At 63.7% G+C, this 18590-nt stretch carries 20 protein-coding genes and 1 tRNA gene; 4 read left to right on the forward strand and 17 right to left on the reverse strand.

The annotated features are described in order from the left end of the window. Positions 1 to 51: 51 nt before the first annotated feature. Entirely contained in the window at positions 52 to 291 is a 240-nt protein-coding gene (locus AC0L20_RS15705) for a hypothetical protein (RefSeq protein WP_007603449.1), read from the forward strand. A 519-nt stretch (positions 292 to 810) separates the two neighbouring features. Next, complete coding sequence (locus tag AC0L20_RS15710) at positions 811 to 2535, forward strand: P-loop NTPase fold protein (protein WP_473289459.1); 1725 nt, start codon at positions 811 to 813, stop codon at positions 2533 to 2535. A gap of 479 nt (positions 2536 to 3014) precedes the next feature. Here the strand turns inward: AC0L20_RS15710 and AC0L20_RS15715 are convergent. From AC0L20_RS15715 to AC0L20_RS15745, 7 genes are all read right to left on the reverse strand, one after another. Then, positions 3015 to 3092 (reverse strand) — tRNA-Pro (locus AC0L20_RS15715). A 110-nt stretch (positions 3093 to 3202) separates the two neighbouring features. Then, complete coding sequence (locus tag AC0L20_RS15720) at positions 3203 to 3781, reverse strand: MerR family transcriptional regulator (RefSeq protein ID WP_219685258.1); 579 nt, start codon at positions 3779 to 3781, stop codon at positions 3203 to 3205. A 27-nt stretch (positions 3782 to 3808) separates the two neighbouring features. Next, positions 3809 to 4150 carry an integration host factor subunit alpha gene (locus tag AC0L20_RS15725; RefSeq protein ID WP_018456841.1) on the reverse strand — a complete coding sequence of 114 codons (342 nt, stop codon included), beginning with the start codon at positions 4148 to 4150 and terminating at the stop codon, positions 3809 to 3811. Positions 4151 to 4283: 133 nt separating this feature from the next. After that, complete coding sequence (locus AC0L20_RS15730) at positions 4284 to 5264, reverse strand: beta-ketoacyl-ACP synthase III (RefSeq protein ID WP_026233249.1); 981 nt, start codon at positions 5262 to 5264, stop codon at positions 4284 to 4286. Beyond that, positions 5261 to 6322 (reverse strand): phosphate acyltransferase PlsX, encoded by a 1062-nt coding sequence (gene plsX, locus AC0L20_RS15735; protein ID WP_473289464.1) that lies wholly within the window; start codon positions 6320 to 6322, stop codon positions 5261 to 5263. The genes AC0L20_RS15730 and plsX overlap by 4 nt, the downstream gene beginning before the upstream one ends. 298 nt (positions 6323 to 6620) lie before the next feature. Further along, positions 6621 to 7184 carry a YceD family protein gene (locus tag AC0L20_RS15740; protein WP_473289466.1) on the reverse strand — a complete coding sequence of 188 codons (564 nt, stop codon included), beginning with the start codon at positions 7182 to 7184 and terminating at the stop codon, positions 6621 to 6623. Then, positions 7181 to 7747 (reverse strand): ubiquinol-cytochrome C chaperone family protein, encoded by a 567-nt coding sequence (locus tag AC0L20_RS15745; protein WP_473289468.1) that lies wholly within the window; start codon positions 7745 to 7747, stop codon positions 7181 to 7183. Before AC0L20_RS15745 ends, AC0L20_RS15740 begins: the two co-directional genes overlap by 4 nt. 98 nt (positions 7748 to 7845) lie before the next feature. On the opposite strand from AC0L20_RS15745, the gene AC0L20_RS15750 reads away from it, so the two are divergent. Together AC0L20_RS15750 and AC0L20_RS15755 are read left to right on the forward strand one after the other, a co-directional pair. After that, the gene (locus tag AC0L20_RS15750) at positions 7846 to 8331 is read left to right on the forward strand and encodes an outer membrane protein assembly factor BamE (protein ID WP_247435105.1); all 486 of its coding nucleotides are present in this window, start codon (positions 7846 to 7848) and stop codon (positions 8329 to 8331) included. Between the two features lie 86 nt (positions 8332 to 8417). After that, a complete protein-coding gene (locus tag AC0L20_RS15755) occupies positions 8418 to 9419 on the forward strand; it encodes a Bug family tripartite tricarboxylate transporter substrate binding protein (RefSeq protein WP_027567257.1) in 1002 nt (333 codons plus the stop codon). Between the two features lie 305 nt (positions 9420 to 9724). On the opposite strand, the gene AC0L20_RS15760 is transcribed toward AC0L20_RS15755, so the two are convergent. The 10 genes from AC0L20_RS15760 to AC0L20_RS15805 all read right to left on the reverse strand — a co-directional run bounded on the left by AC0L20_RS15760 (position 9725) and on the right by AC0L20_RS15805 (position 18582). Beyond that, on the reverse strand, positions 9725 to 11845 hold the full coding sequence (locus AC0L20_RS15760) for a sodium-translocating pyrophosphatase (RefSeq protein ID WP_473289471.1): 2121 nt from the start codon (positions 11843 to 11845) through the stop codon (positions 9725 to 9727). A gap of 236 nt (positions 11846 to 12081) precedes the next feature. Continuing rightward, positions 12082 to 13080: a thiamine-phosphate kinase gene (thiL, locus tag AC0L20_RS15765; RefSeq protein WP_473289474.1), complete on the reverse strand. Its 999-nt coding sequence runs from the start codon at positions 13078 to 13080 to the stop codon at positions 12082 to 12084. A gap of 116 nt (positions 13081 to 13196) precedes the next feature. After that, a complete protein-coding gene (gene nusB / locus AC0L20_RS15770) occupies positions 13197 to 13694 on the reverse strand; it encodes a transcription antitermination factor NusB (protein WP_027518326.1) in 498 nt (165 codons plus the stop codon). A gap of 2 nt (positions 13695 to 13696) precedes the next feature. Further along, complete coding sequence (gene ribH / locus AC0L20_RS15775) at positions 13697 to 14188, reverse strand: 6,7-dimethyl-8-ribityllumazine synthase (protein WP_473289477.1); 492 nt, start codon at positions 14186 to 14188, stop codon at positions 13697 to 13699. A gap of 72 nt (positions 14189 to 14260) precedes the next feature. Next, positions 14261 to 14884: a riboflavin synthase gene (locus tag AC0L20_RS15780; protein ID WP_473289480.1), complete on the reverse strand. Its 624-nt coding sequence runs from the start codon at positions 14882 to 14884 to the stop codon at positions 14261 to 14263. Beyond that, a complete protein-coding gene (ribD, locus tag AC0L20_RS15785) occupies positions 14884 to 16032 on the reverse strand; it encodes a bifunctional diaminohydroxyphosphoribosylaminopyrimidine deaminase/5-amino-6-(5-phosphoribosylamino)uracil reductase RibD (RefSeq protein ID WP_473289484.1) in 1149 nt (382 codons plus the stop codon). Before ribD ends, AC0L20_RS15780 begins: the two co-directional genes overlap by 1 nt. Beyond that, positions 16029 to 16511 carry a transcriptional regulator NrdR gene (nrdR, locus tag AC0L20_RS15790; RefSeq protein WP_007603426.1) on the reverse strand — a complete coding sequence of 161 codons (483 nt, stop codon included), beginning with the start codon at positions 16509 to 16511 and terminating at the stop codon, positions 16029 to 16031. The genes ribD and nrdR overlap by 4 nt, the downstream gene beginning before the upstream one ends. Before the next feature lie 29 nt (positions 16512 to 16540). Continuing rightward, entirely contained in the window at positions 16541 to 17839 is a 1299-nt protein-coding gene (glyA, locus tag AC0L20_RS15795; protein ID WP_247361542.1) for a serine hydroxymethyltransferase, read from the reverse strand. Positions 17840 to 18086: 247 nt separating this feature from the next. Further along, positions 18087 to 18308, reverse strand: coding sequence for a hypothetical protein (locus tag AC0L20_RS15800; protein WP_007603423.1), 222 nt, complete (start codon positions 18306 to 18308; stop codon positions 18087 to 18089). A gap of 37 nt (positions 18309 to 18345) precedes the next feature. After that, positions 18346 to 18582, reverse strand: coding sequence for a hypothetical protein (locus tag AC0L20_RS15805; RefSeq protein ID WP_456764032.1), 237 nt, complete (start codon positions 18580 to 18582; stop codon positions 18346 to 18348). Between the last annotated feature and the right edge of the window lie 8 nt (positions 18583 to 18590).

Below are 18590 nucleotides of genomic sequence, written 5' to 3' on the forward strand. Positions count from 1 at the left end.
ACTCCGCTTGCATCCTCTTCGTGGTCAGAAACTACCGATGAGGTGACTGGAATGTTCGTGACCGTCGTTGCCGTGCTCTGCCGGCTGAGTGCAGCCAGCTCAGGCAGTTGCATCGAGGAAATCGTGACCGACAGCAACATGACGCCCGAGATGTCGATGATGCAGTGTGCGATCGGCGCACAGGCCCCCCTGGCGAAATGGATGGGCGAGCATCCGATCTACCACGCCAACTGGCGGCTCGATCGCTACAAATGCGTTCCGGGTCGCTACGAGATCAAGGGCCACGCCTAAGGCCCCGCAAAACTACTGATACCAAGACGACGAACCAAGACTATCAACGAGGAAACGCCCCGGAGGCCGCATGGTCTTTCCGCGCGGGCATCGACAGCGCCAGACCCCATTGCGGCGGCGCGCTTTGTGACAACGATCACACCTTCCTTTTAAGCCACCGCCCGCAGAATGATTGCACGCGCGCGTCGCCCCCGGCGGCGGCATCAGCGCATCAGTGTGCGGCTGGTCGCGGAGCAGATGCAGCTCGACCGGCAGGCCCGCCGCCCCCCGCGGTCTGCGACATCGACGCGGTCAGATAGAGTAGATCTGGAACACGCTGAGATGCCGTCGGAGAAGATGGTGAGGACCCTGGTGGACGGAACGACGAGGATATGGCGGTGGGGTATTTGAGGTAAGGTCGAACCTCGTGCAGTTGCGCTCATTTGTGGACCGCTGCCTTACGATTGTTCGGCGCGGTGCCAACATAGAAGATATTGTTGAACTCAGCGAAAGTCTCTCAATCTGGACCCTGACTAGGCAATGACATCCACCGAAGCAGTAAAACGCGAGATCGAACGGTTCTTACGCTCTCCTGCCCCCGAAGTGCTGTGCATTACCGGATCGTGGGGCGTTGGAAAAACCTATACGTGGCAAACGATTCTAGATCGCGTTCGGAGCAAACATGAAACGGGACTGTCGCGACACTCTTATGTTTCACTCTTTGGAATTGACTCTCTGGAGGCAATGAAGACGGCAATATTCGAGAACTTGGAATTTCTGCTACCAGAAGGCAGCACAAGTCTTGAACGATTTCTCTCAGGAGGTAATGCGGCTTTTAAAGGCGGAAAAAAGCTGGCGGGCGCTCTCTCTGCCCTCCCCGTTCCTTATCTGGGTGGCGCATTATCGAAGGCGCAGCCGCTTCTATTCTCGGCGATCCGCAATCAAATCGTTTGCGTCGATGATCTTGAGAGGCGCGGCTCGATTTCGGTGAAAGATGTCTTTGGTCTAATCTCTTACTTGCGCGAACAGCGAGCGTGCAAAGCTGTGTTTTTGCTCAATCCGGCGCAACTGGACGATGCCGGACAGAAGCAGTTCGATGATTACTTTGAGAAAGTCATTGATACGCAACTCGTTCTTGCCCCGACCAGTGCAGAGGCACTTGGTATCGCGATCACTGATAGTGACGATCTATCCAGCCTCATTCGGGAACACTGCGAGAGGCTGAACATCTCGAATATTCGCGTTATCAAGAAAATCGAGCGTCTAATACGGATGCTCGACGAACAGATTCTCAGCAAATGCTCGCCTGACGTTATGCGTCAGATTGTTCACTCGATGGTCATGTTTGGGTGGCGCAAGCTGGATGCCGGAGCCGCACCGCCGCCGAGTTCTTACCTCATGCGTGGACAGTTCGAGCGGTACACGATGGGGCGCGGTGAATTCCAAGACGAAGAGCACGGTAGTGACGACCCAGAACGTGAGCGTTGGGACGTAATTCTCGACGGTTACGGTTGGGGAATGATGGACGATCTTGATAAAGCGCTCCTGAATTTCGTTGAAACGAGCCTCTTGGATGCGGACGAGTTATTGTCGAGGGCGAAAGAAGTCGAAAATGGCTTAGGTCAGCGGAAACAAATGGAAGCGTTTGAACAGTGCTGGCGTCCGTTCCATGACAGCTTCAAGGATAACGAAGACGAAGTATCCGCGAGCATCGTTCATGGGATCAAAGACAATTTCGCTGTAGTATCGCGTCCAAGCCTCGATGCAGCTGTTGCGATACTCGAGGAAATTGGGCGCGATAGCGACGCGGCCAACTTGATCGACTACGCGGCGGCAAACGGCAGCTCGGAGTTTTGGACGTCCGACGACCCTTTCTATCGCGGGGTGAAGAACGAGCGCATCCTACAAGTTATGCAAGAGCGACGACGGGTAGCGCAGCCGACCCTTGATTTCGAGAATGACTTGCGCTCGGTGGAAAGCTTGAAGCGCGAGAAGCTGGCCTTGCTGGCGGCCGTACCCGTGGAACGATTTGAACAACTATTCAAAGACAGCTCTGGCGAACAGCTGAGAAGCTACATTTACGCGCCTCTGGAATTGGGCAAGGTCGGAGGCATAAGTGACGATGCAAAGCTGATCGCGGCCAAGGTCAAGGAGGCTCTGAGGCGAATAGCGAATACGTCCAAGCTAAATGCAATCCGAGCGAGTAAATATGGCGTGTCACTAGACTCCGATGAGCCACTTGATGCTGGGCGATCAATCGAGTAGCCGATGATGCCTCTCCGCCTACGGACCGCGCCGGTACCGAGCTAGGACCATTCGCGATGGCGACTCAGTGGCGTTTCGAAAGATCTCGAGAAAAAACGCTTCCCGCTAGGTCTTTGATCTGATTGATCGGCGCGAGAGGATTTGAACCCCGCCGCCTGGTCTCTCAGACTGGGGTATTACTGGGCCGCCGCCCTGAGGCGCACTGCGAATCCCCGCACAGCACTTAAGCCCCGCTGTCTCTTCCCCATCTCGTAAGGCCGGCATGATGACACCATACCCCTGTTTTGCCCGACGCGTCAAATCGCTTCGGAAAAACATAAGCTAACCAATGACATCGCTACTGTGCATGGGGTTGTTTTCGGCATTTCGGTTTGCCGGCCACCGAAGCAGCCACCCGCTACCGCTCGCGGCGCATGCGTCATCGGCGGCAGCTGGCTCCACGCCGCCCCTCGATCCACCCGACAGATGCTTTGAAAAAATGGTCGGAGCGAGAGGATTTGAACCTCCGACCCCTAGTCTCCCAGACTAGTGCGCTAACCGGGCTGCGCCACGCTCCGAACGTCGTTCCATTAGCTAGGATCGCCGCTTTGCGCAAGGCGAGGTGACACCATTTTGCTGCCTCTGCCGAAAGGCACCGGAACTGCCCCAAAGCCGAGGAGATCCGGCGTCAGGCGTCCTTGAGCGCCTGATCCAGCATTTCGCGGCAGGCGATGAGCTCGGCGAGCACCCGTCCGAGGCGCTCCCGGTCGATGGCGCTGGGGCCGGCGGGCGCGGCTGGGGTGCCGCCCTTGCGGAAGGTGGTGAGGATTTCCTCGTCGTCGGTCTCGGAGAAGCGGAAGTCGATGCCCTCCTCCTCCTCGCCCTGGTAGTCGTCATCGTCGCTGTCGCGGGCGCCGCGGACGCCGGTCTCCTCCTCGGGCTCCATCAGGCTGGCGCCGACGGCGTCCTCGATGGCGCCGAACGAGACCGCGGCCGCGCCGTCGGCGAGGCCCTGCACCGATTTGACGCCGTGTTCTTTCAGGATCCGCTGCACGCCGCGGATGGTGTAGCCCTCCCCGTAGAGCAGACGGCGGATGCCCTTGAGCAGGTCGACGTCGTCGGGGCGGTAATAGCGACGGCCGCCGCTGCGCTTCATCGGCTTGATCTGGGAGAAACGCGTCTCCCAGAACCGCAGCACGTGCTGCGGAATGTCGAGTTCCTGCGCTACTTCGCTGATGGTTCGGAACGCATCCGGCGCCTTGTCCAAATGCCAAATCCTTATCCGGAAGGCGGATTACGCCTCGGGTTGCGCCTTGCTGGCGTCGCCATTGGTGCGGTGCTGGGCGTTGATCCGCTGCTTCAGGATCGCGGACGGCTTGAACACCATGACCCGGCGCGGCGAGATCGGCACCTCGGTGCCGGTCTTGGGGTTGCGACCGATGCGCTGACCCTTCTTGCGGACCATGAAGGAGCCGAACGAGGACAGCTTCACCGTCTCGCCTTTCTCAAGGCAATCGGTGATCTCCTTCAGCACGAGTTCCACGAAGGCGGACGATTCCGTGCGCGACAGCCCCACCTTCTGGTAGACGGCTTCGCACAGATCGACACGCGTTACGGTTTTACTTTGATCGGTCATCGCCCTGCCCCACATCACGGCGAACAATTGTTGTCTGAAATTATGAGCTTACGATACGGCGGTCAACAGCGCTCATCAATGCAGGCGCATCGATAATCCGCTCTGATTCGGGCAAAATTTTATCGACTGTGGCTTACCAGCGCACCAGCGCGGAGCCCCAGGTGAAGCCGCCACCCATCGCTTCGAGCAGAACCAGGTCGCCACGCTTGATGCGGCCGTCCTTGCGCGCAACCGACAGCGCCAGCGGAATCGAGGCCGCCGAGGTGTTTCCGTGAAGGTCCACCGTCAGCACCACCTTCTCCGGCGCGATATGCAGCTTGTGCGCGGATGCGTCGATGATTCGCTTGTTGGCCTGGTGCGGCACGAACCAGTCGATGCTGTCGGCATTGAGCCCGGTCGCCTTGAAGGCGTCGACGATCACGTCGGTGATCATGCCGACCGCGTGCTTGAAGACCTCGCGGCCCTCCATGCGCAAATGGCCGACGGTCTGGGTCGAGGACGGGCCGCCGTCGACGAACAGCTTCGCCTTGTGACGGCCGTCGGAGCGCAGATGCGTGGTCACGATCCCGCGGTCGGTCGCGGCATTGCCCGGCTGCTCCTGCGCCTCCAGCACCACCGCGCCGGCGCCGTCGCCGAACAGCACGCAGGTGCCGCGATCGGTCCAGTCGAGGATGCGCGAGAAGGTTTCCGCGCCGATCACCAGCGCGCGCTTGAAGGCGCCCGTGCGCAGGAAATTGTCGGCGGTGGCGAGCCCGAACACGAAGCCCGAGCACACCGCCTGAAGGTCGAAGGCCGCGCCATGGTTGATGCCGAGCCCGTGCTGCACGGCGACCGCGCTGGCGGGGAAAGTGTTGTCAGGGGTCGAGGTCGCGAGCACGATCAGGTCGATCGACTGCGCGTCCACGCCGGCATCGGCGAGCGCGGCCTGCGCCGCCTTGAGCGCTAAGTGCGAGGTGAACTCACCCTCGGCCGCGATATGCCGCTCGCGAATGCCGGTGCGCTGCACGATCCACTCGTCGGACGTGTCAATGCGCGCCGCCAATTGGGCGTTGGTCACCACCTGCTCCGGCAAATAAGAGCCGCAGCCCAGCACGACCGAACGAATCTGAGTCACGAAACAGCCTCCTGCGCGGCTTGCACGGAATTGAGTGCACCACCTTCGCGGTTGAGCATCTGATTGATCTTGTTGAGGAGATCGAATTTGACCATCTCATAGCCAACATCAATCGCATAGGCAAAGCCTTCGGCAGCGATTCCGCCATGGCTCTTGACCACGATCCCGTTCAACCCCAGCAACACGCCGCCGTTGGATTTGTTCGGATCCATCTTGTTCCGCAGGGCCTGGAAGGCGTTGCGCGCAAAGAGATAGCCGAGCTTTGACAGCCAGCTCCGCTTCATCTCGTCCCGGAGCAATTCCGCCATCTGCCGCGCGGTTCCCTCCGCGGCCTTCAGCGCGATGTTGCCGCTGTAGCCTTCGGTGACGATGACGTCCGCCACCCCCTTGCCGATGCCGTCGCCCTCGACGAAGCCGAGATAGTCGAGCTCGGGCAGGTTCCTGGCGCGCAGGATTTCGCCGGCCTCGCGAATTTCCTCGTGCCCCTTGATCTCCTCCACCCCGATATTGAGCAGGCCGACCGTGGGACGCTTCTTGTTGAACAACACGCTGGCCATCGCTGCGCCCATGATGGCGAGCGACACCAGATGGTGGGTATCGCCGCCGATGCTGGCGCCGAGGTCGAGGACCACGGAATCGCCGCGCCTGGTCGGCCACATGCCGGCGATGGCCGGACGGTCGACGCCCGGCAGCGTGCGCAGGTGGAAGCGCGACATCGCCATCAGCGCGCCGGTATTCCCGGCCGAGACCGCGACATCCGCCTCGCCCTTTTTCACCGCATCGATGGCAAGCCACATGGAGGAGGTCCTGCGGCCGCGCCGCAGCGCCTGGCTCGGCTTTTCCTCGCCGCTGACCGCGACATCGGTATGGATGATCTTCGAAGCCGCCTTCAGCGCGGGGTGGCGGTCGAGCTCGGGCTCGATCTTGGCGCGGTCCCCGATCAGCAGGAATTCGATCTCGCGATGCCTGTGAAGCGAGATGGCGGCGCCTGGGATGACCACCGCGGCGCCGGCGTCGCCCCCCATGGCGTCAAGCGCGATGCGAACCTTGCTTGGCATAAAAGTCCTGGAAACCTGGTCTGGTGCGGTCTTGAACGAGCGGGGCCGCAAATGGGTTCGCCACGAACATGGCGGTCGGTCAAGCGCCACGCCGCACCCGGACCGGGGCGCGACAATAGCGTTTTGTTATCCCGAAACAACCTCTTGCCCCCAGCCTTTTGCATTCGGGACGATCCGGCCGCAGACGGCCGAATTCACAAGAAACACATCAAAATCAAACAGATAATTCGACCTTTCAAACCACGATCGCAAACACCTCGCGCCCCGTAGCAAAGCGGTCCTCTGGGAAAGACGGTAGCTATTGGTCTTTCTTCTTGTCCTGGAGCGCCTTCAGGACCGCAAAGGGATGGTCCTCCGGATCGGGGGCGGTGACCTCGGGCTCAAACACCACCCCCGGCTTCCGCGGATAGGGATCGACCGCCAGAAACAGGGCGTCGGTGGCAAGTCTCCCGAGGTCGATGATGCCATTGACGATCGCCTCCGGCGGGTCGGCGACCTGCTCCTGATCGTCGTGCCCCTCCTCCAGCAGGTCGGCCAAGCGGCGGACCTCGGCCTCGGGGGCGAATATCAGGTCCACCGCCTCGTCGATCTCGCTCTCCATCGGGTCAAGCGTGACCACGCAGGTCTGGCCGATCCGGGCGCGGACGTGCCCCGTGACCTGGATCTGGTTGCCGCTTTTCGGCACAACATCGAAATCAGCCTGGACCGAGACAACCTCGCGCAACCCTGCCGTCTCAGCCATGGCCTGCCGCTCGGCGGCCGAGGCCTCGAGCTTGCGATGCAGGCCGGTGTCCGGGATCTGTGCAACGATGACAGGCACCTGCCAGGGATCGGGCCCGGATGGGGTAATCGGTCGGCTCATGGCGTGACATCCTCAGGGAACGCTGGGGGAAACTTGAAAGACGCGGCCAACAATGCGGCCTCGCCGGTCCGGGCGAGGTCGGCCTCGGCAGCCCTGGCATAGGCCGCGAGCCGCTGCGCCTGGTCCATGCCGGCCCCATTCAAGATATTCTTGCAGATCGCCGATGCCAGCGCCTCGCCGCCGCTTTCCATGGCCTGATCGTAGGCCTGGACCCGGCCGTAAAACGCCTCGCCGAAAGCCCGCATCCGCTTCGGCACGGTCTGGTCGCCAATCCCCATCTCGCGCAGATTGTCGTCCATATCCTCGCAAAAGCGGTCGAACAGCGCCTGCGACAGCTCGGAGGCGCCTTGTCGGGAGGCGCCCTCGACCGTGCGCAGGCGGCGCAGCAGCAGCCAGAGGTGCAGCAGCAACAGATCGAAACGCCCGTTAACGGTATCCGGCACGCCCAAGTCGCGGTAAAATATGGGTTCTCGCGCCTGCGTCACGATCATGCCATAGATGGCTTCAATGGTGCCCGGCGAGGCTAGGCGGGGTTTCCTGAAGTGATTGAACGGCCAAAGCATTGTGGTTTCCGCAAGCGGGCGCGCGCGTGTTGCATTCAGAGCCTCCGCCCGGTACTTCAGCGCCTCGCGCGACGCAAGGGGACGGAATCAGTTCCGCTATGACGATAACGAACCAGACCAGCCTGCGTGCAGACAAGCGGCGCGGCCTTCAAGCACGTTGGCGCGGCTTGCGCCTGTTCGCGGCCGCGGCCCTGGTTGGGGCTGCGCTTGCGGGCTGCACCGGCGAGCAGTTCCAGAAGGGTTACATCCTGCCGCCCAACGCGCTGGAGCAGATCCCGATTGGCGCGAGCCAGGATCAGGTGCTGATCGTGATGGGCACCCCCTCCACGGTCGCAACCCTCGACGGCGAAGTGTTCTATTACATCTCGCAGCGCTCCGAGCGCATGGTCGCCTTCATGAACCAGAGGGTGGTCGATCAGCGCGTCATCGCGGTCTATTTCGACAAGAACCGGCGCGTGCGCCGCCTTGCGAATTACGGGCTCCAGGACGGCAAGATCTTCGACTTCATCAGCCGGACCACGCCCACGTCGGGCCAGGAGATGAGCTACCTCACGCCGATCTTCAAACTGCTCAGCTTTAACTGAGCCTTCAGCCTGCGGCTTCGTGCGGCTTGCCGTTGCGCGTCCTGTTCCATACGCTCCCTGCAAAACAAGATGCAGGGAGTGGATTCGTGCCCAAACAGTTGTTGTCCCGCCGTCGCGTGCTCACCGGTGCTGCCGCCCTCTCGGCCGCAGCGATCCTGCCGCGATCGAGCCTGGCGGACTGGAAGCCCACCGAAAACGTCCGCCTCGTCGTGCCGGCTGCCGCCGGCGGCTCGACCGACGTGATGGGTCGGCTCCTTGCCGCGCATCTGCAAACCGCCTGGGGCCAATCGGCCGTGGTGGAAAACCGTTCCGGTGGCGGCGGCACGATCGGCACGGCCGAGGTGGTCCGCGCCAAGCCGGACGGCCACACCATCCTGATCGGCAATCCCGGTCCGAACGCGATCGCCTACAGCATCTTCAAGAACCTCACCTACAAGCCGGACCAGCTCCAGCCGGTCTCCAACATGATCCGGATCCCGAACATCGTCTCGGCGCATCCCAAGACCGGCATCAAGTCGATCGCCGAGCTGGTCGCCTATCTCAAGGCCAATCCGGACAAGCTCAGCTACGCCTCCTCCGGTGTCGGCCAGAGCCCTCACCTCACCGGCGCCTGGTTCCTGCAGCTCACCGGCCTGAAGATGACACATATCCCGTTCCGCGGCGCCGGTCCCGCGCTCCAGGCGGCGCTCGCCGGCGACATCCAGATCCTGTTCGACAACCTCTATCCGAGCCTGCCGCAGGTGCAGAACGGCACCCTGACCGGCCTCTGCGTCACCACGACCGAGCGCAGCGACCTTGCGCCGAACCTGCCGACCATGCGCGAGAGCGCGCCGGAGCTTGCGGCTTTCGACGTCTCGTCGTGGTTCTCGGTGTTCCTGCCGAAGGGTGTGCAGCCCGCCGTTGTCGAAGCGCTCAACCTCCAAGTGAAGGCGATGCTCGAGCGCGACGACATCAAGAAGAACATCGTGGCCATGGGCGCCCGCGCCGACTACGGCACGCCCGACCAGTTTGCCGCCTTCGTGGACGCCGAGACGAAGAAGTTCGCCGGCATCATCCAGAAGGAAGGGCTGCAGATGGACGTGCAATGACGGGGGCGGTCTGCGGCGCCGGGGCTTTGATCCAGTTGAAAACGAGGAGCACCGCCGCCGCCAGCGCAACCGCCAGGAGGGTGCGCGGCTGAAGCGAGCCTGATCTCCTGGCTCCGGTTTGCGCTTTGCCGCAGCTTGGACAGAGGGTCGTGCCCATCGGCATATCGCTACCGCACTGATTGCACCTGGTCATCTCGAACTTCATGGTGCCCAACTTCTCCAGAAGAATCGCCGCGCCCGGCTGGCAGCCGACAAAAAACCCGCGGCTTGCACCGCGGGTTTGTCGCAGGAAAGTTGCCTCTGGTTCAGTGCGCGAGCACCGCGAGCAGCAGCAGCGCCACGATGTTCGTGATCTTGATCATCGGGTTCACCGCCGGGCCGGCCGTGTCCTTGTAGGGATCGCCGACGGTGTCGCCGGTCACGGCCGCCTTGTGGGCGTCACTGCCCTTGCCGCCGAAATGACCGTCCTCGATGTACTTCTTGGCGTTGTCCCAGGCGCCGCCGCCCGAAGTCATGGAGATCGCGACGAACAGGCCTGTCACGATCACGCCGAGCAGCATCGCGCCCACGGCCGAGAACGCCGCCGACTTGCCGGCCGCCCCGCCTCCCGCGATCGCATAGATCACGAAGTAGACGAAGATCGGTGACAGCACCGGAAGCAGCGAGGGGATGATCATTTCCTTGATCGCCGCCTTGGTCAAAAGGTCGACCGCCTTGCCGTAATCCGGCTTGTCGGTGCCTTGCATGATGCCCGGCTTCTCGCGGAATTGTCGGCGGACCTCCTCGACGATCGCGCTCGCCGCGCGGCCCACGGCGGTCATGCCCATCGCGCCGAACAGATACGGCAACAGACCGCCGAACAACAGGCCCACCACGACGTAGGGGTTGTTGAGCGAGAAGTCCGGTTTGACGCCGGCGAAGTAGGCGTGGTGCGCGGAGTCCGCAATGAAGAACTTGAGATCCTCGTTGTAGGCCGCGAACAGCACCAGGGCGCCGAGACCGGCGGAGCCGATCGCGTAGCCCTTGGTCACCGCCTTGGTGGTGTTGCCGACCGCATCGAGCGCGTCGGTCGACTTGCGAACCTCCTTCGGCAGGCCCGCCATCTCGGCAATGCCGCCGGCGTTGTCTGTGACCGGACCGAACGCGTCGAGCGCGACGACCATGCCGGCGAGCGCGAGCATCGTGGCGGTCGCGATCGCGATGCCGAACAGGCCGGCGAGGCTGTAGGTGACGAGGATACCGGCGATGATGACGAGCGCGGGCAGCGCGGTCGATTCCATCGAGACGGCGAGGCCCTGGATCACGTTGGTGCCGTGGCCGGTCACCGAGGCCTGGGCGATCGACTTCACCGGACGATAGTCGGTGCCGGTGTAGTATTCGGTGATCCAGATGATCAGCGCAGTGACGGCGAGGCCGACCACGCCGCACTCGAACAGCGCCATGCCGGTGTAATCGACGCCGGCGAGCTTGCCGAAGCCGATCAGGTAATAGATCACGCCGGCAATGCCGACCAGCGACAGGACGCCGGTTGCGATCAGTCCCTTGTAAAGCGCGCCCATGATCGACTGGCTCGGCCCGAGCTTCACGAAGAAGGTGCCGATAATCGAGGTGATGATGCAGATGCCGCCGATGGCGAGCGGCAACGTCATCATATCGGCGAGGATCGGCGTCTTGGCGAAGAAGATCGCCGCCAGGACCATGGTGGCGACCGCGGTCACCGCATAGGTTTCGAACAGGTCGGCGGCCATGCCGGCGCAGTCGCCGACATTGTCGCCGACGTTGTCGGCGATGGTGGCCGGGTTGCGCGGATCGTCTTCGGGGATGCCGGCCTCGACCTTGCCGACGAGGTCGCCGCCGACGTCCGCACCCTTGGTGAAGATGCCGCCGCCGAGACGGGCGAAGATCGAGATCAGCGAGGCGCCGAAGCCGAGCGCCACCATGGCGTCGATGACGACGCGGCTGTCAGGCGCAAGCTTCAGCGAATGGACCAGGAAGCCGAAATAGAGGGTCACGCCAAGCAGCGCGAGACCCGCCACCAGCATGCCGGTGATGGCGCCCGCCTTGAAGGCAAGCTCAAGACCACCCGCGAGCGACGTCGTCGCCGCCTGCGCGGTGCGCACATTGGCGCGGACCGAGACGTTCATGCCGATGAAGCCGGCCGCCCCCGACAGGATCGCGCCGATGGCAAAACCGATCGCGACATAGAGCCCCAGGAAATAGGCAAGCAGCACGAAGATGACGATGCCGACCATGCCGATCGTGGTGTACTGACGCCGCAGGTACGCCTGTGCGCCTTCGCGCACCGCTGCCGCGATTTCCTGCATGCGCGGAGACCCCGCATCCGCGCTCAAAACCGAAGACGTCGCCCAGATCGCGTAGACGACGGAAAGCACTCCGCAGAGCACAATCAACCATAATGCTGTCATGTGATTTTTTGCCTCAGATCCTTGATGAACGTACCCCCGGCGCCTTTTGTTTTTCCGTCGTGCGGTGCGGCGCCTTGATTTTGAACAAGGCCGCTCCTTGCCCGAAGGCGCGGCCCTAGTCGGTCACGACCTTGCCAAAATCAAATTGAGGGTGCAACGCCAGATAAGGCCGAAAAGCCGATCTCGGCAGGTATTTAGCCGGTCGTGGGAGCCTGGACGCCGGTTTGGAGCAATTCCTAGAAGTGGCTGTAGGACAGCCGCTTCAACACCAGCTCCTGGCCCTGCCCGTCCAGGAAGCGCGGCCCCTCATGGCCCGCGACGATCGTGCCGATGGCCGTGACGGCAAGGCCGGCCGCCCGCCCCAAGGCAATCAGCGCGTCGCCTTGCGCCGGCGGAACGGTGCACAGCACCTCGTAATCGTCCCCCCCGGCCAGCAGCGTCTCAACGGAAACGACGTTGCTCGCGATCAGGCCGGCGGCAGCGGCCGAGAGCGGCACGCTGGTCACGTCGATCGTGGCCGAGACGCCTGACGCCGCACAGAGCTTGATCAGGTCTCCGGCAAGCCCGTCGGAGACATCCATCGCAGCCGTTGCATGGTCGCGCACGCCGTGCGCGAGAGCATTGCGCGGCTGCGGCACGCGATAGCGCGAGATCAGCGTCTCGCGCGCGTGCGGATCGGAGGCCAGCGCATTCGCCACCGCGCCGCCCTTGAGCACATCGAGGCCAAGCGCGGCGTCGCCGATTGTCCCCGTGACCAGGATACGATCGCCCGGCTTGGCGCCCGTGCGGCCGACCATCCGGCCCTGCGGCACGCGGCCAAAGGCGGTGATCGAGATCATCTGCGGCCCCGGCGTAGACACCGTGTCGCCGCCGAGCAGCGGACAGGCGAAGGTTTTCGCATCCTCGCCGAGCGCGTCCGCGAACGGCCTGAGCCAGCCGTCTTCCCTGCTGCGCAGCGCCAGTGTCAGCACGAAGCCGGCGGGCACGGCGCCCTTGGCAGCGAGATCGGACAGGTTCACCCGCAGCGCCTTGCGCGCGATGGTATCGGGCGGATCGGTGGCAAGATAATGCACACCCTCCACCACCGCGTCGGTGGTGACGACGATGTCGCTGCCGAGAGGCTGCAGGATGGCGGCATCGTCCACCAGCCCGAACGCGCCGGGATCAGTCGCCAGCGGCTTGAAATAGCGCGCAATGAGGGAGTCTTCGGCGGAGGGATTGTGCGGGCTGGTCATGAGCTCGATCCGTCATCTCCCCGTCATTGCGAGCAAAGCGAAGCAATCCAGACTGCTTCCGAAGAAACAGTGTGGATTGCTTCGTCGCTACGCTCCTCGCAATGACGACCCCATATCTACCCCCGCCCGAACTCGTCACCGCGAAACTGGCGGCCGATCTGGTCGAGCACCGCGTTGACCATGCCGGTCTCCTCGCGGTCGACGAAGGCATTGGCGACGTCGACATATTCGGAGACGACGACGCGGCCCGGCACGTCCTTGCGGTGTTCCAATTCATAGGCCCCTGCCCGCAGCACCGCGCGCAGGATCGCTTCGATGCGCTTCAAAGGCCAGCCCTTCGACAGCGCCTCGTCGATCAGCGGATCGAGCTTCTTCTGGTCGCGCACGACGCCGGAGACGACGTCGCGGAAGAACGCCGCTTCCGCCGGGAGATATGTGTCGCCCTCGACCTCGTTGCCGAGCCAGTGGCTCTCGAACTCCGCAAAAATGTCGTTGATGCCGGCGCCGCCGATATCCATCTGGTACAGCGCCTGCACGGCTGCGAGCCGCGCCGCACCGCGCCGGTTCGCCTTCTTCTCCGTGCCAGACGGCGGCTTCTTGTTGTTGTCGGCCATGATCAAGCCCGCGCCAGCCGGCGCTTTATGCGCAGCATCGCAATCGCGGCCCGCGCGGCATCGCCGCCCTTGTTCAACTCGCTGGCGCGCGCCCTCGCCCAGGCCTGCGCCTCGGTGTTGACGGTGAGAATGCCGTTGCCGAGCGGCAGCTTGCGCGCCACTGCGAGGTCCATCAGCGCGCGGGAAGATTCCTGCGAGACGATCTCGAAATGGATGGTGTCGCCACGGATCACGCATCCGAGCGCGATCGCGGCGTCGTAGGGCTTGCCATTGGCAGCCGCGGAATCGACCGCGATGGCGATCGCCGCAGGAATCTCCAGTGCGCCCGGAACCGTGATGACGTCGTGGGTCAGACCGGCCGCCTTCAGCTCGGCCACCGCGCCTTCGAGCATGGCATCTTGGAGATCGTCATAGAACCGCGCCTCGACAATCAGCGCGCGTGCGCCGGAAATGTCGGTCTGGTCCTTCAGGGGTGCGCGCCGCGCGTCTGCCATCGTCAAATCCGTTCCACAGGGGTTGGCGCTATGTAGTCGCCACCAGCGGGTAAGCCAAGTTGAAAGACGCCGTCACTTCATTTCCGTCAGCCGCGCCGCGTAGCGGGCCATCAGATCGACCTCGATATTGACCTCATCCCCCGCCTTCCAGCCGCCGATCGTCGTGACCGTCAGGGTGTGCGGGATGATCAGCGCCGAAAAGGTCACGTCCTTCACCGTATTAACCGTCAGCGAGACGCCGTCGAGCGTGATCGAGCCCTTGGTCGCGATGAACCGCGCCAGCTCCCGCGTCGTGGAGAGCTCGAACCGCGCCATCTCGGGCAGGTCTTCGCGGCTGACGAGGGTCGCGATGCCATCGGCATGGCCGGCGACGATATGCCCGCCGAGTTCGTCACCGATCTTGAGCGCTCGCTCGAGATTGAGCCTGGTGCCGGCCCTCCAGTGCTTTGCGGTCGTCAGCGCCAACGTCTCGGCTGCGGCATCGACGTCGAACCAGGTCCTTTGAGCAGAGTCTTTGCCGCCTTCGACACCGGAAGCAACCACCGTCAGGCAGACGCCGTTGCAGGCGATCGAGGCGCCGTCGGCAATGGTGGTCTGGTCGTAGCGGCAGGCGATGCGCAGCCGGTGCAGCTGGCCCTGCGCCGTCGGCGTGAAGCCGACGATCTCGCCGATATCGGTGACAATGCCGGTGAACATTACGCGCGCTCGTAGATGGTGAGAGTATCTTTGTCGAAGGTCTCGCTAGCATGAACCTTGTAGGCCTGCGACTGCGTGATTTTCGACAGCGGCAATGCAGCGAGCGCATCCACCCCGTCGGCGCCCACAGCCTCCGCGCCGCGGAACAGCCAGATCTCGTCAACGAGGTCGGCGGAGACGAAGGACGCGGCGACGCGGCTGCCGCCCTCGACCATCAGCCGCGTGATGCCCTTGCCGGCCAATGCATGCAGCACCGCCGCAAGATCGAGTCCCGCAGCGTTGCCGGGCGGCACGCGGATCACCTGCGCGCCGGCCGCACCGAGCCGCGTGGCGGCCGCGGCCTCCGCGAGTTCGGAACCCACCACCCACAGCGGAATCTCGCGCGCGGAGCCCACGAGCTTGCTCGCTCCGGGAATGCGCAGGCTCTGATCGAGCACCACGCGCACCGGTGAGCGTGCTGCCATGCCCGGCAGGCGGCAGTCGAGCTGCGGATCGTCCGCCAGCACCGTGCCGATGCCAACCAGGATGGCGTCGCTTTGCGCGCGCAGGAGATGCACCCGGTTGCGCGCCGCCTCGCCGGTGATCGCGACCGGCTTGCCCCCGACCGCGCCGATCTTGCCGTCGGGCGAGACCGCGAGCTTCAGGATCACATGCGGGCGGTGATCGCTGATGCGACGGAAATGCCCGGCATGATCAAAGGCGGCTTCGCGCGCGCACAGACCCACATCCACCGTGATGCCGGCGGCGCGCAGGCGCGCATGGCCCTGACCGGCGACTTCCGGGTTGGGATCCTCGATCGCGGCCACCACACGCTTGATGCCGGCGGCGATCACGGCGTCGGCGCACGGTGGCGACTTGCCGACATGCGAGCACGGCTCCAGCGTGACGTAGAGCGTGGCGCCGCGCGCGGACTCGCCTGCGCGCCGCAGCGCTTCAGGCTCGCCATGCGGCCGTCCGCCAGGTTGGGTCCAGCCGCGGCCGACGATCACGCCGTCCTTGACGATGACGGCGCCGACGGCGGGATTGGGCCAGGTACGTCCCTGCCCGCGCCTGCCGAGCGCCAGCGCAAGCTCCATGAAGCGCCGGTCGGCATCCCTGGACTCGCGCGCCTTCTGCGCGAATTGATCCTCCAGTATCCGGAAGATCATTTGCGGATCGCGGCGAGCCGCGCTTCCTCCTCACCGGAGAGCTCACCGAGCACGTCCGCGAAATCCTTGGCCTCGCGGAAGTTGCGGTAGACCGAGGCGAAGCGGACATAGGCCACGTCGTCGAGCGTGCGCAGATGCTCCATCACGGTCTCGCCGATCACCTCGGAGGAGATCTCGGCTTCGCCCCCGGTCTCGAGCTCGCGCACGATGGTGGAGACCATCTTCTCCACCCTTTCAGGCTCGACCTGCCGCTTGCGCAAGCTGATCGAGACCGAGCGCATCAGCTTGTCGCGGTCGAACGGCACGCGGCGGCCGTTGCGCTTGATGACCGTGAGCTCGCGCAGCTGCACGCGCTCGAAGGTGGTGAAGCGGAAATTGCAGGCGACGCACACGCGCCGCCTGCGGATCACGGAAGAGTCCTCGGTCGGACGCGAGTCCTTCACCTGCGTATCGAGACTGTTGCAGTTCGGGCAGCGCATCCGTTGACCTTGACCGGTTGTCTTGGACCTTACTGATAGATCGGGAAACGGTCGGTGAGCGCCTTGACCCGTTCCTTGATCGCGGCTTCCACCAGCGGCGCCTTGCCGTCGGAGGATTGCGCGATCGCGTTGAGGACTTCGGCGATCATGCCGGCGACCTGCTGGAATTCAGCGACGCCGAAGCCGCGGGTGGTTGCCGCAGGCGTGCCCAGCCGGATACCGGAGGTGACGAACGGCGACTCGGGGTCGAACGGAATGCCGTTCTTGTTGCAGGTGATGGCAGCGCGAACCAGCGCCTTCTCCGAGGCGTTGCCCTTCAAGCCCTTCGGCCTGAGGTCGACGAGCATCAGATGGTTGTCGGTGCCGCCGGAGACAATGTCGAAGCCGTGGCCCTTCATTGCCTCGGCCAGCGCCTTGGCGTTCTCGACGACGTTCTTGGCATAGACCTTGAAGTCCGGCCGCAGCGCCTCGGCAAAGGCGACTGCCTTCGCCGCGATCACATGCATCAGGGGGCCGCCCTGCAGGCCCGGGAAGATCGCCGAGTTGAATTTCTTGGTCAGCGCCTCGTCATTCCACAGCATCAGGCCGCCGCGCGGACCGCGCAGCGACTTGTGCGTCGTGGTGGTGGTGATGTGGGCATAGGGCACCGGAGAGGCATGCACGCCGCCGGCGACGAGGCCGGCGAAGTGCGCCATGTCGACCAGGAGATACGCGCCGACGCTGTCCGCGATCTCGCGGAAGCGCTTGAAGTCCCAGGCGCGCGAATAAGCGGAGCCGCCGGCCACGATCAGCTTCGGCTTGACCTCCTCGGCCTGCTTGGCGACCGCGTCCATGTCGATGATCTGGTCCTCGCGGCGCACGGTGTAGTGCGCGGCCTTGAACCACTTGCCGCTCATGTTGACGGGGGAGCCGTGGGTGAGATGGCCGCCGGCCGCGAGATCGAGGCCCATGAAGGTGTCGCCGGGCTGAAGCAGCGCCAGAAACACCGCCTGGTTCATCTGGCTGCCGGAGTTCGGCTGCACGTTGGCGAAGTTGGCGCCGAACAGCTTCTTGGCACGATCGATCGCGAGGTTCTCGGCGACGTCGACCCACTCACAACCGCCGTAGTAGCGCGCGCCCGGATAGCCTTCCGCATATTTGTTGGTCATCACCGAACCCTGCGCTTCCAGCACGGCACGGCTGACGATGTTCTCGGAGGCGATCAGCTCGACCTCATGACGCTGGCGGCCGAGCTCGCCCTTGATGGCGGCTGCGATTTCCGGGTCAGCCTGCTCGAGCGAGGCGGTGAAAAACGAATCGGGCGCGGAGGCGGTTTTGGCGAAGGTCATCTTGCGAATATCTCCACCGCCGCAGCCTTTTGGCGGGCTACGGGCGGGTCTGGTGTGGCGATCGGAAGCGGCGTGCGCGATCTACCACATCGCCCGCAACAGGCCAAGTAGTTGCGGGTCGGACCTGAGATTTATGCAAGATATGGTGGGATTGGAGGATTTGGACGACGGGGCGGTATCCGGTCGTCCATGTCCTGAAAGGCCCGCTTTGGGCTCGAAAGGCCGCGTGGATGCGAGCGGCCAGCTTCTACAGCCCGGTATACCCCGCCTTCACGGGATCCACGCTGCCGTCGAGCTGCCGCAGATAGGTGAGGCCGCAAACCGTCAACCTGTGGGTGTCTTTCTCGCCGGCTTCCATCAACGTATTGAGGTAGTTAGTCACCTTTTCCCGCGCCTCCGCGCTCGCCGCCGACGTGCGGTTGGCGAGCAAATCGTAGGTATGCATGATCCGGTCGATGGCAGCTTCCATGGCACCCTCTGGTTCTTGCCGCGTTTGGGAGTTGAGATCAGGCAACCGCTTTGGCCTCGGACTGCGCCTCGAACCTGACGATGGCCTTGTTGGCCAACCTGATCTTGTTGAATTCGCCGTGCTGGAGCAGCTTGATGACGATCTCGAGCAGGCTTTCGTCGGTAACGAGGGTGTCGCGGATCGCGCCGGAGCGGCGAAGATAGTTCGCGGCGATGGCATAGGCCTCGCTCACGAGTTCCACGTTCATCACCCCCACGCCACGCTCGACCAGCATCGTCCGCC

This window comes from Bradyrhizobium sp. Kon58, from assembly GCF_055807455.1.

Bases quoted from the DNA above. Each gene is read 5' to 3' on its own strand.
- AC0L20_RS15745 (WP_473289468.1), bottom strand. From the start codon at position 7,747: ATGCTTTGGCCGTTCAATCACTTCAGGAAACCCCGCCTAGCCTCGCCG.
- AC0L20_RS15750 (WP_247435105.1), top strand. From the start codon at position 7,846: ATGACGATAACGAACCAGACCAGCCTGCGTGCAGACAAGCGGCGCGGC.
- AC0L20_RS15760 (WP_473289471.1), bottom strand. From the start codon at position 11,845: ATGACAGCATTATGGTTGATTGTGCTCTGCGGAGTGCTTTCCGTCGTC.
- AC0L20_RS15710 (WP_473289459.1), top strand. From the start codon at position 811: ATGACATCCACCGAAGCAGTAAAACGCGAGATCGAACGGTTCTTACGC.
- nrdR (WP_007603426.1), bottom strand. From the start codon at position 16,511: ATGCGCTGCCCGAACTGCAACAGTCTCGATACGCAGGTGAAGGACTCG.
- nusB (WP_027518326.1), bottom strand. From the start codon at position 13,694: ATGGCCGACAACAACAAGAAGCCGCCGTCTGGCACGGAGAAGAAGGCG.
- AC0L20_RS15805 (WP_456764032.1), bottom strand. From the start codon at position 18,582: ATGCTGGTCGAGCGTGGCGTGGGGGTGATGAACGTGGAACTCGTGAGC.
- thiL (WP_473289474.1), bottom strand. From the start codon at position 13,080: ATGACCAGCCCGCACAATCCCTCCGCCGAAGACTCCCTCATTGCGCGC.
- ribD (WP_473289484.1), bottom strand. From the start codon at position 16,032: ATGATCTTCCGGATACTGGAGGATCAATTCGCGCAGAAGGCGCGCGAG.
- plsX (WP_473289464.1), bottom strand. From the start codon at position 6,322: ATGCCAAGCAAGGTTCGCATCGCGCTTGACGCCATGGGGGGCGACGCC.
- AC0L20_RS15725 (WP_018456841.1), bottom strand. From the start codon at position 4,150: ATGACCGATCAAAGTAAAACCGTAACGCGTGTCGATCTGTGCGAAGCC.
- glyA (WP_247361542.1), bottom strand. From the start codon at position 17,839: ATGACCTTCGCCAAAACCGCCTCCGCGCCCGATTCGTTTTTCACCGCC.
- AC0L20_RS15800 (WP_007603423.1), bottom strand. From the start codon at position 18,308: ATGGAAGCTGCCATCGACCGGATCATGCATACCTACGATTTGCTCGCC.
- ribH (WP_473289477.1), bottom strand. From the start codon at position 14,188: ATGGCAGACGCGCGGCGCGCACCCCTGAAGGACCAGACCGACATTTCC.
- AC0L20_RS15705 (WP_007603449.1), top strand. From the start codon at position 52: ATGTTCGTGACCGTCGTTGCCGTGCTCTGCCGGCTGAGTGCAGCCAGC.
- AC0L20_RS15780 (WP_473289480.1), bottom strand. From the start codon at position 14,884: ATGTTCACCGGCATTGTCACCGATATCGGCGAGATCGTCGGCTTCACG.
- AC0L20_RS15740 (WP_473289466.1), bottom strand. From the start codon at position 7,184: ATGAGCCGACCGATTACCCCATCCGGGCCCGATCCCTGGCAGGTGCCT.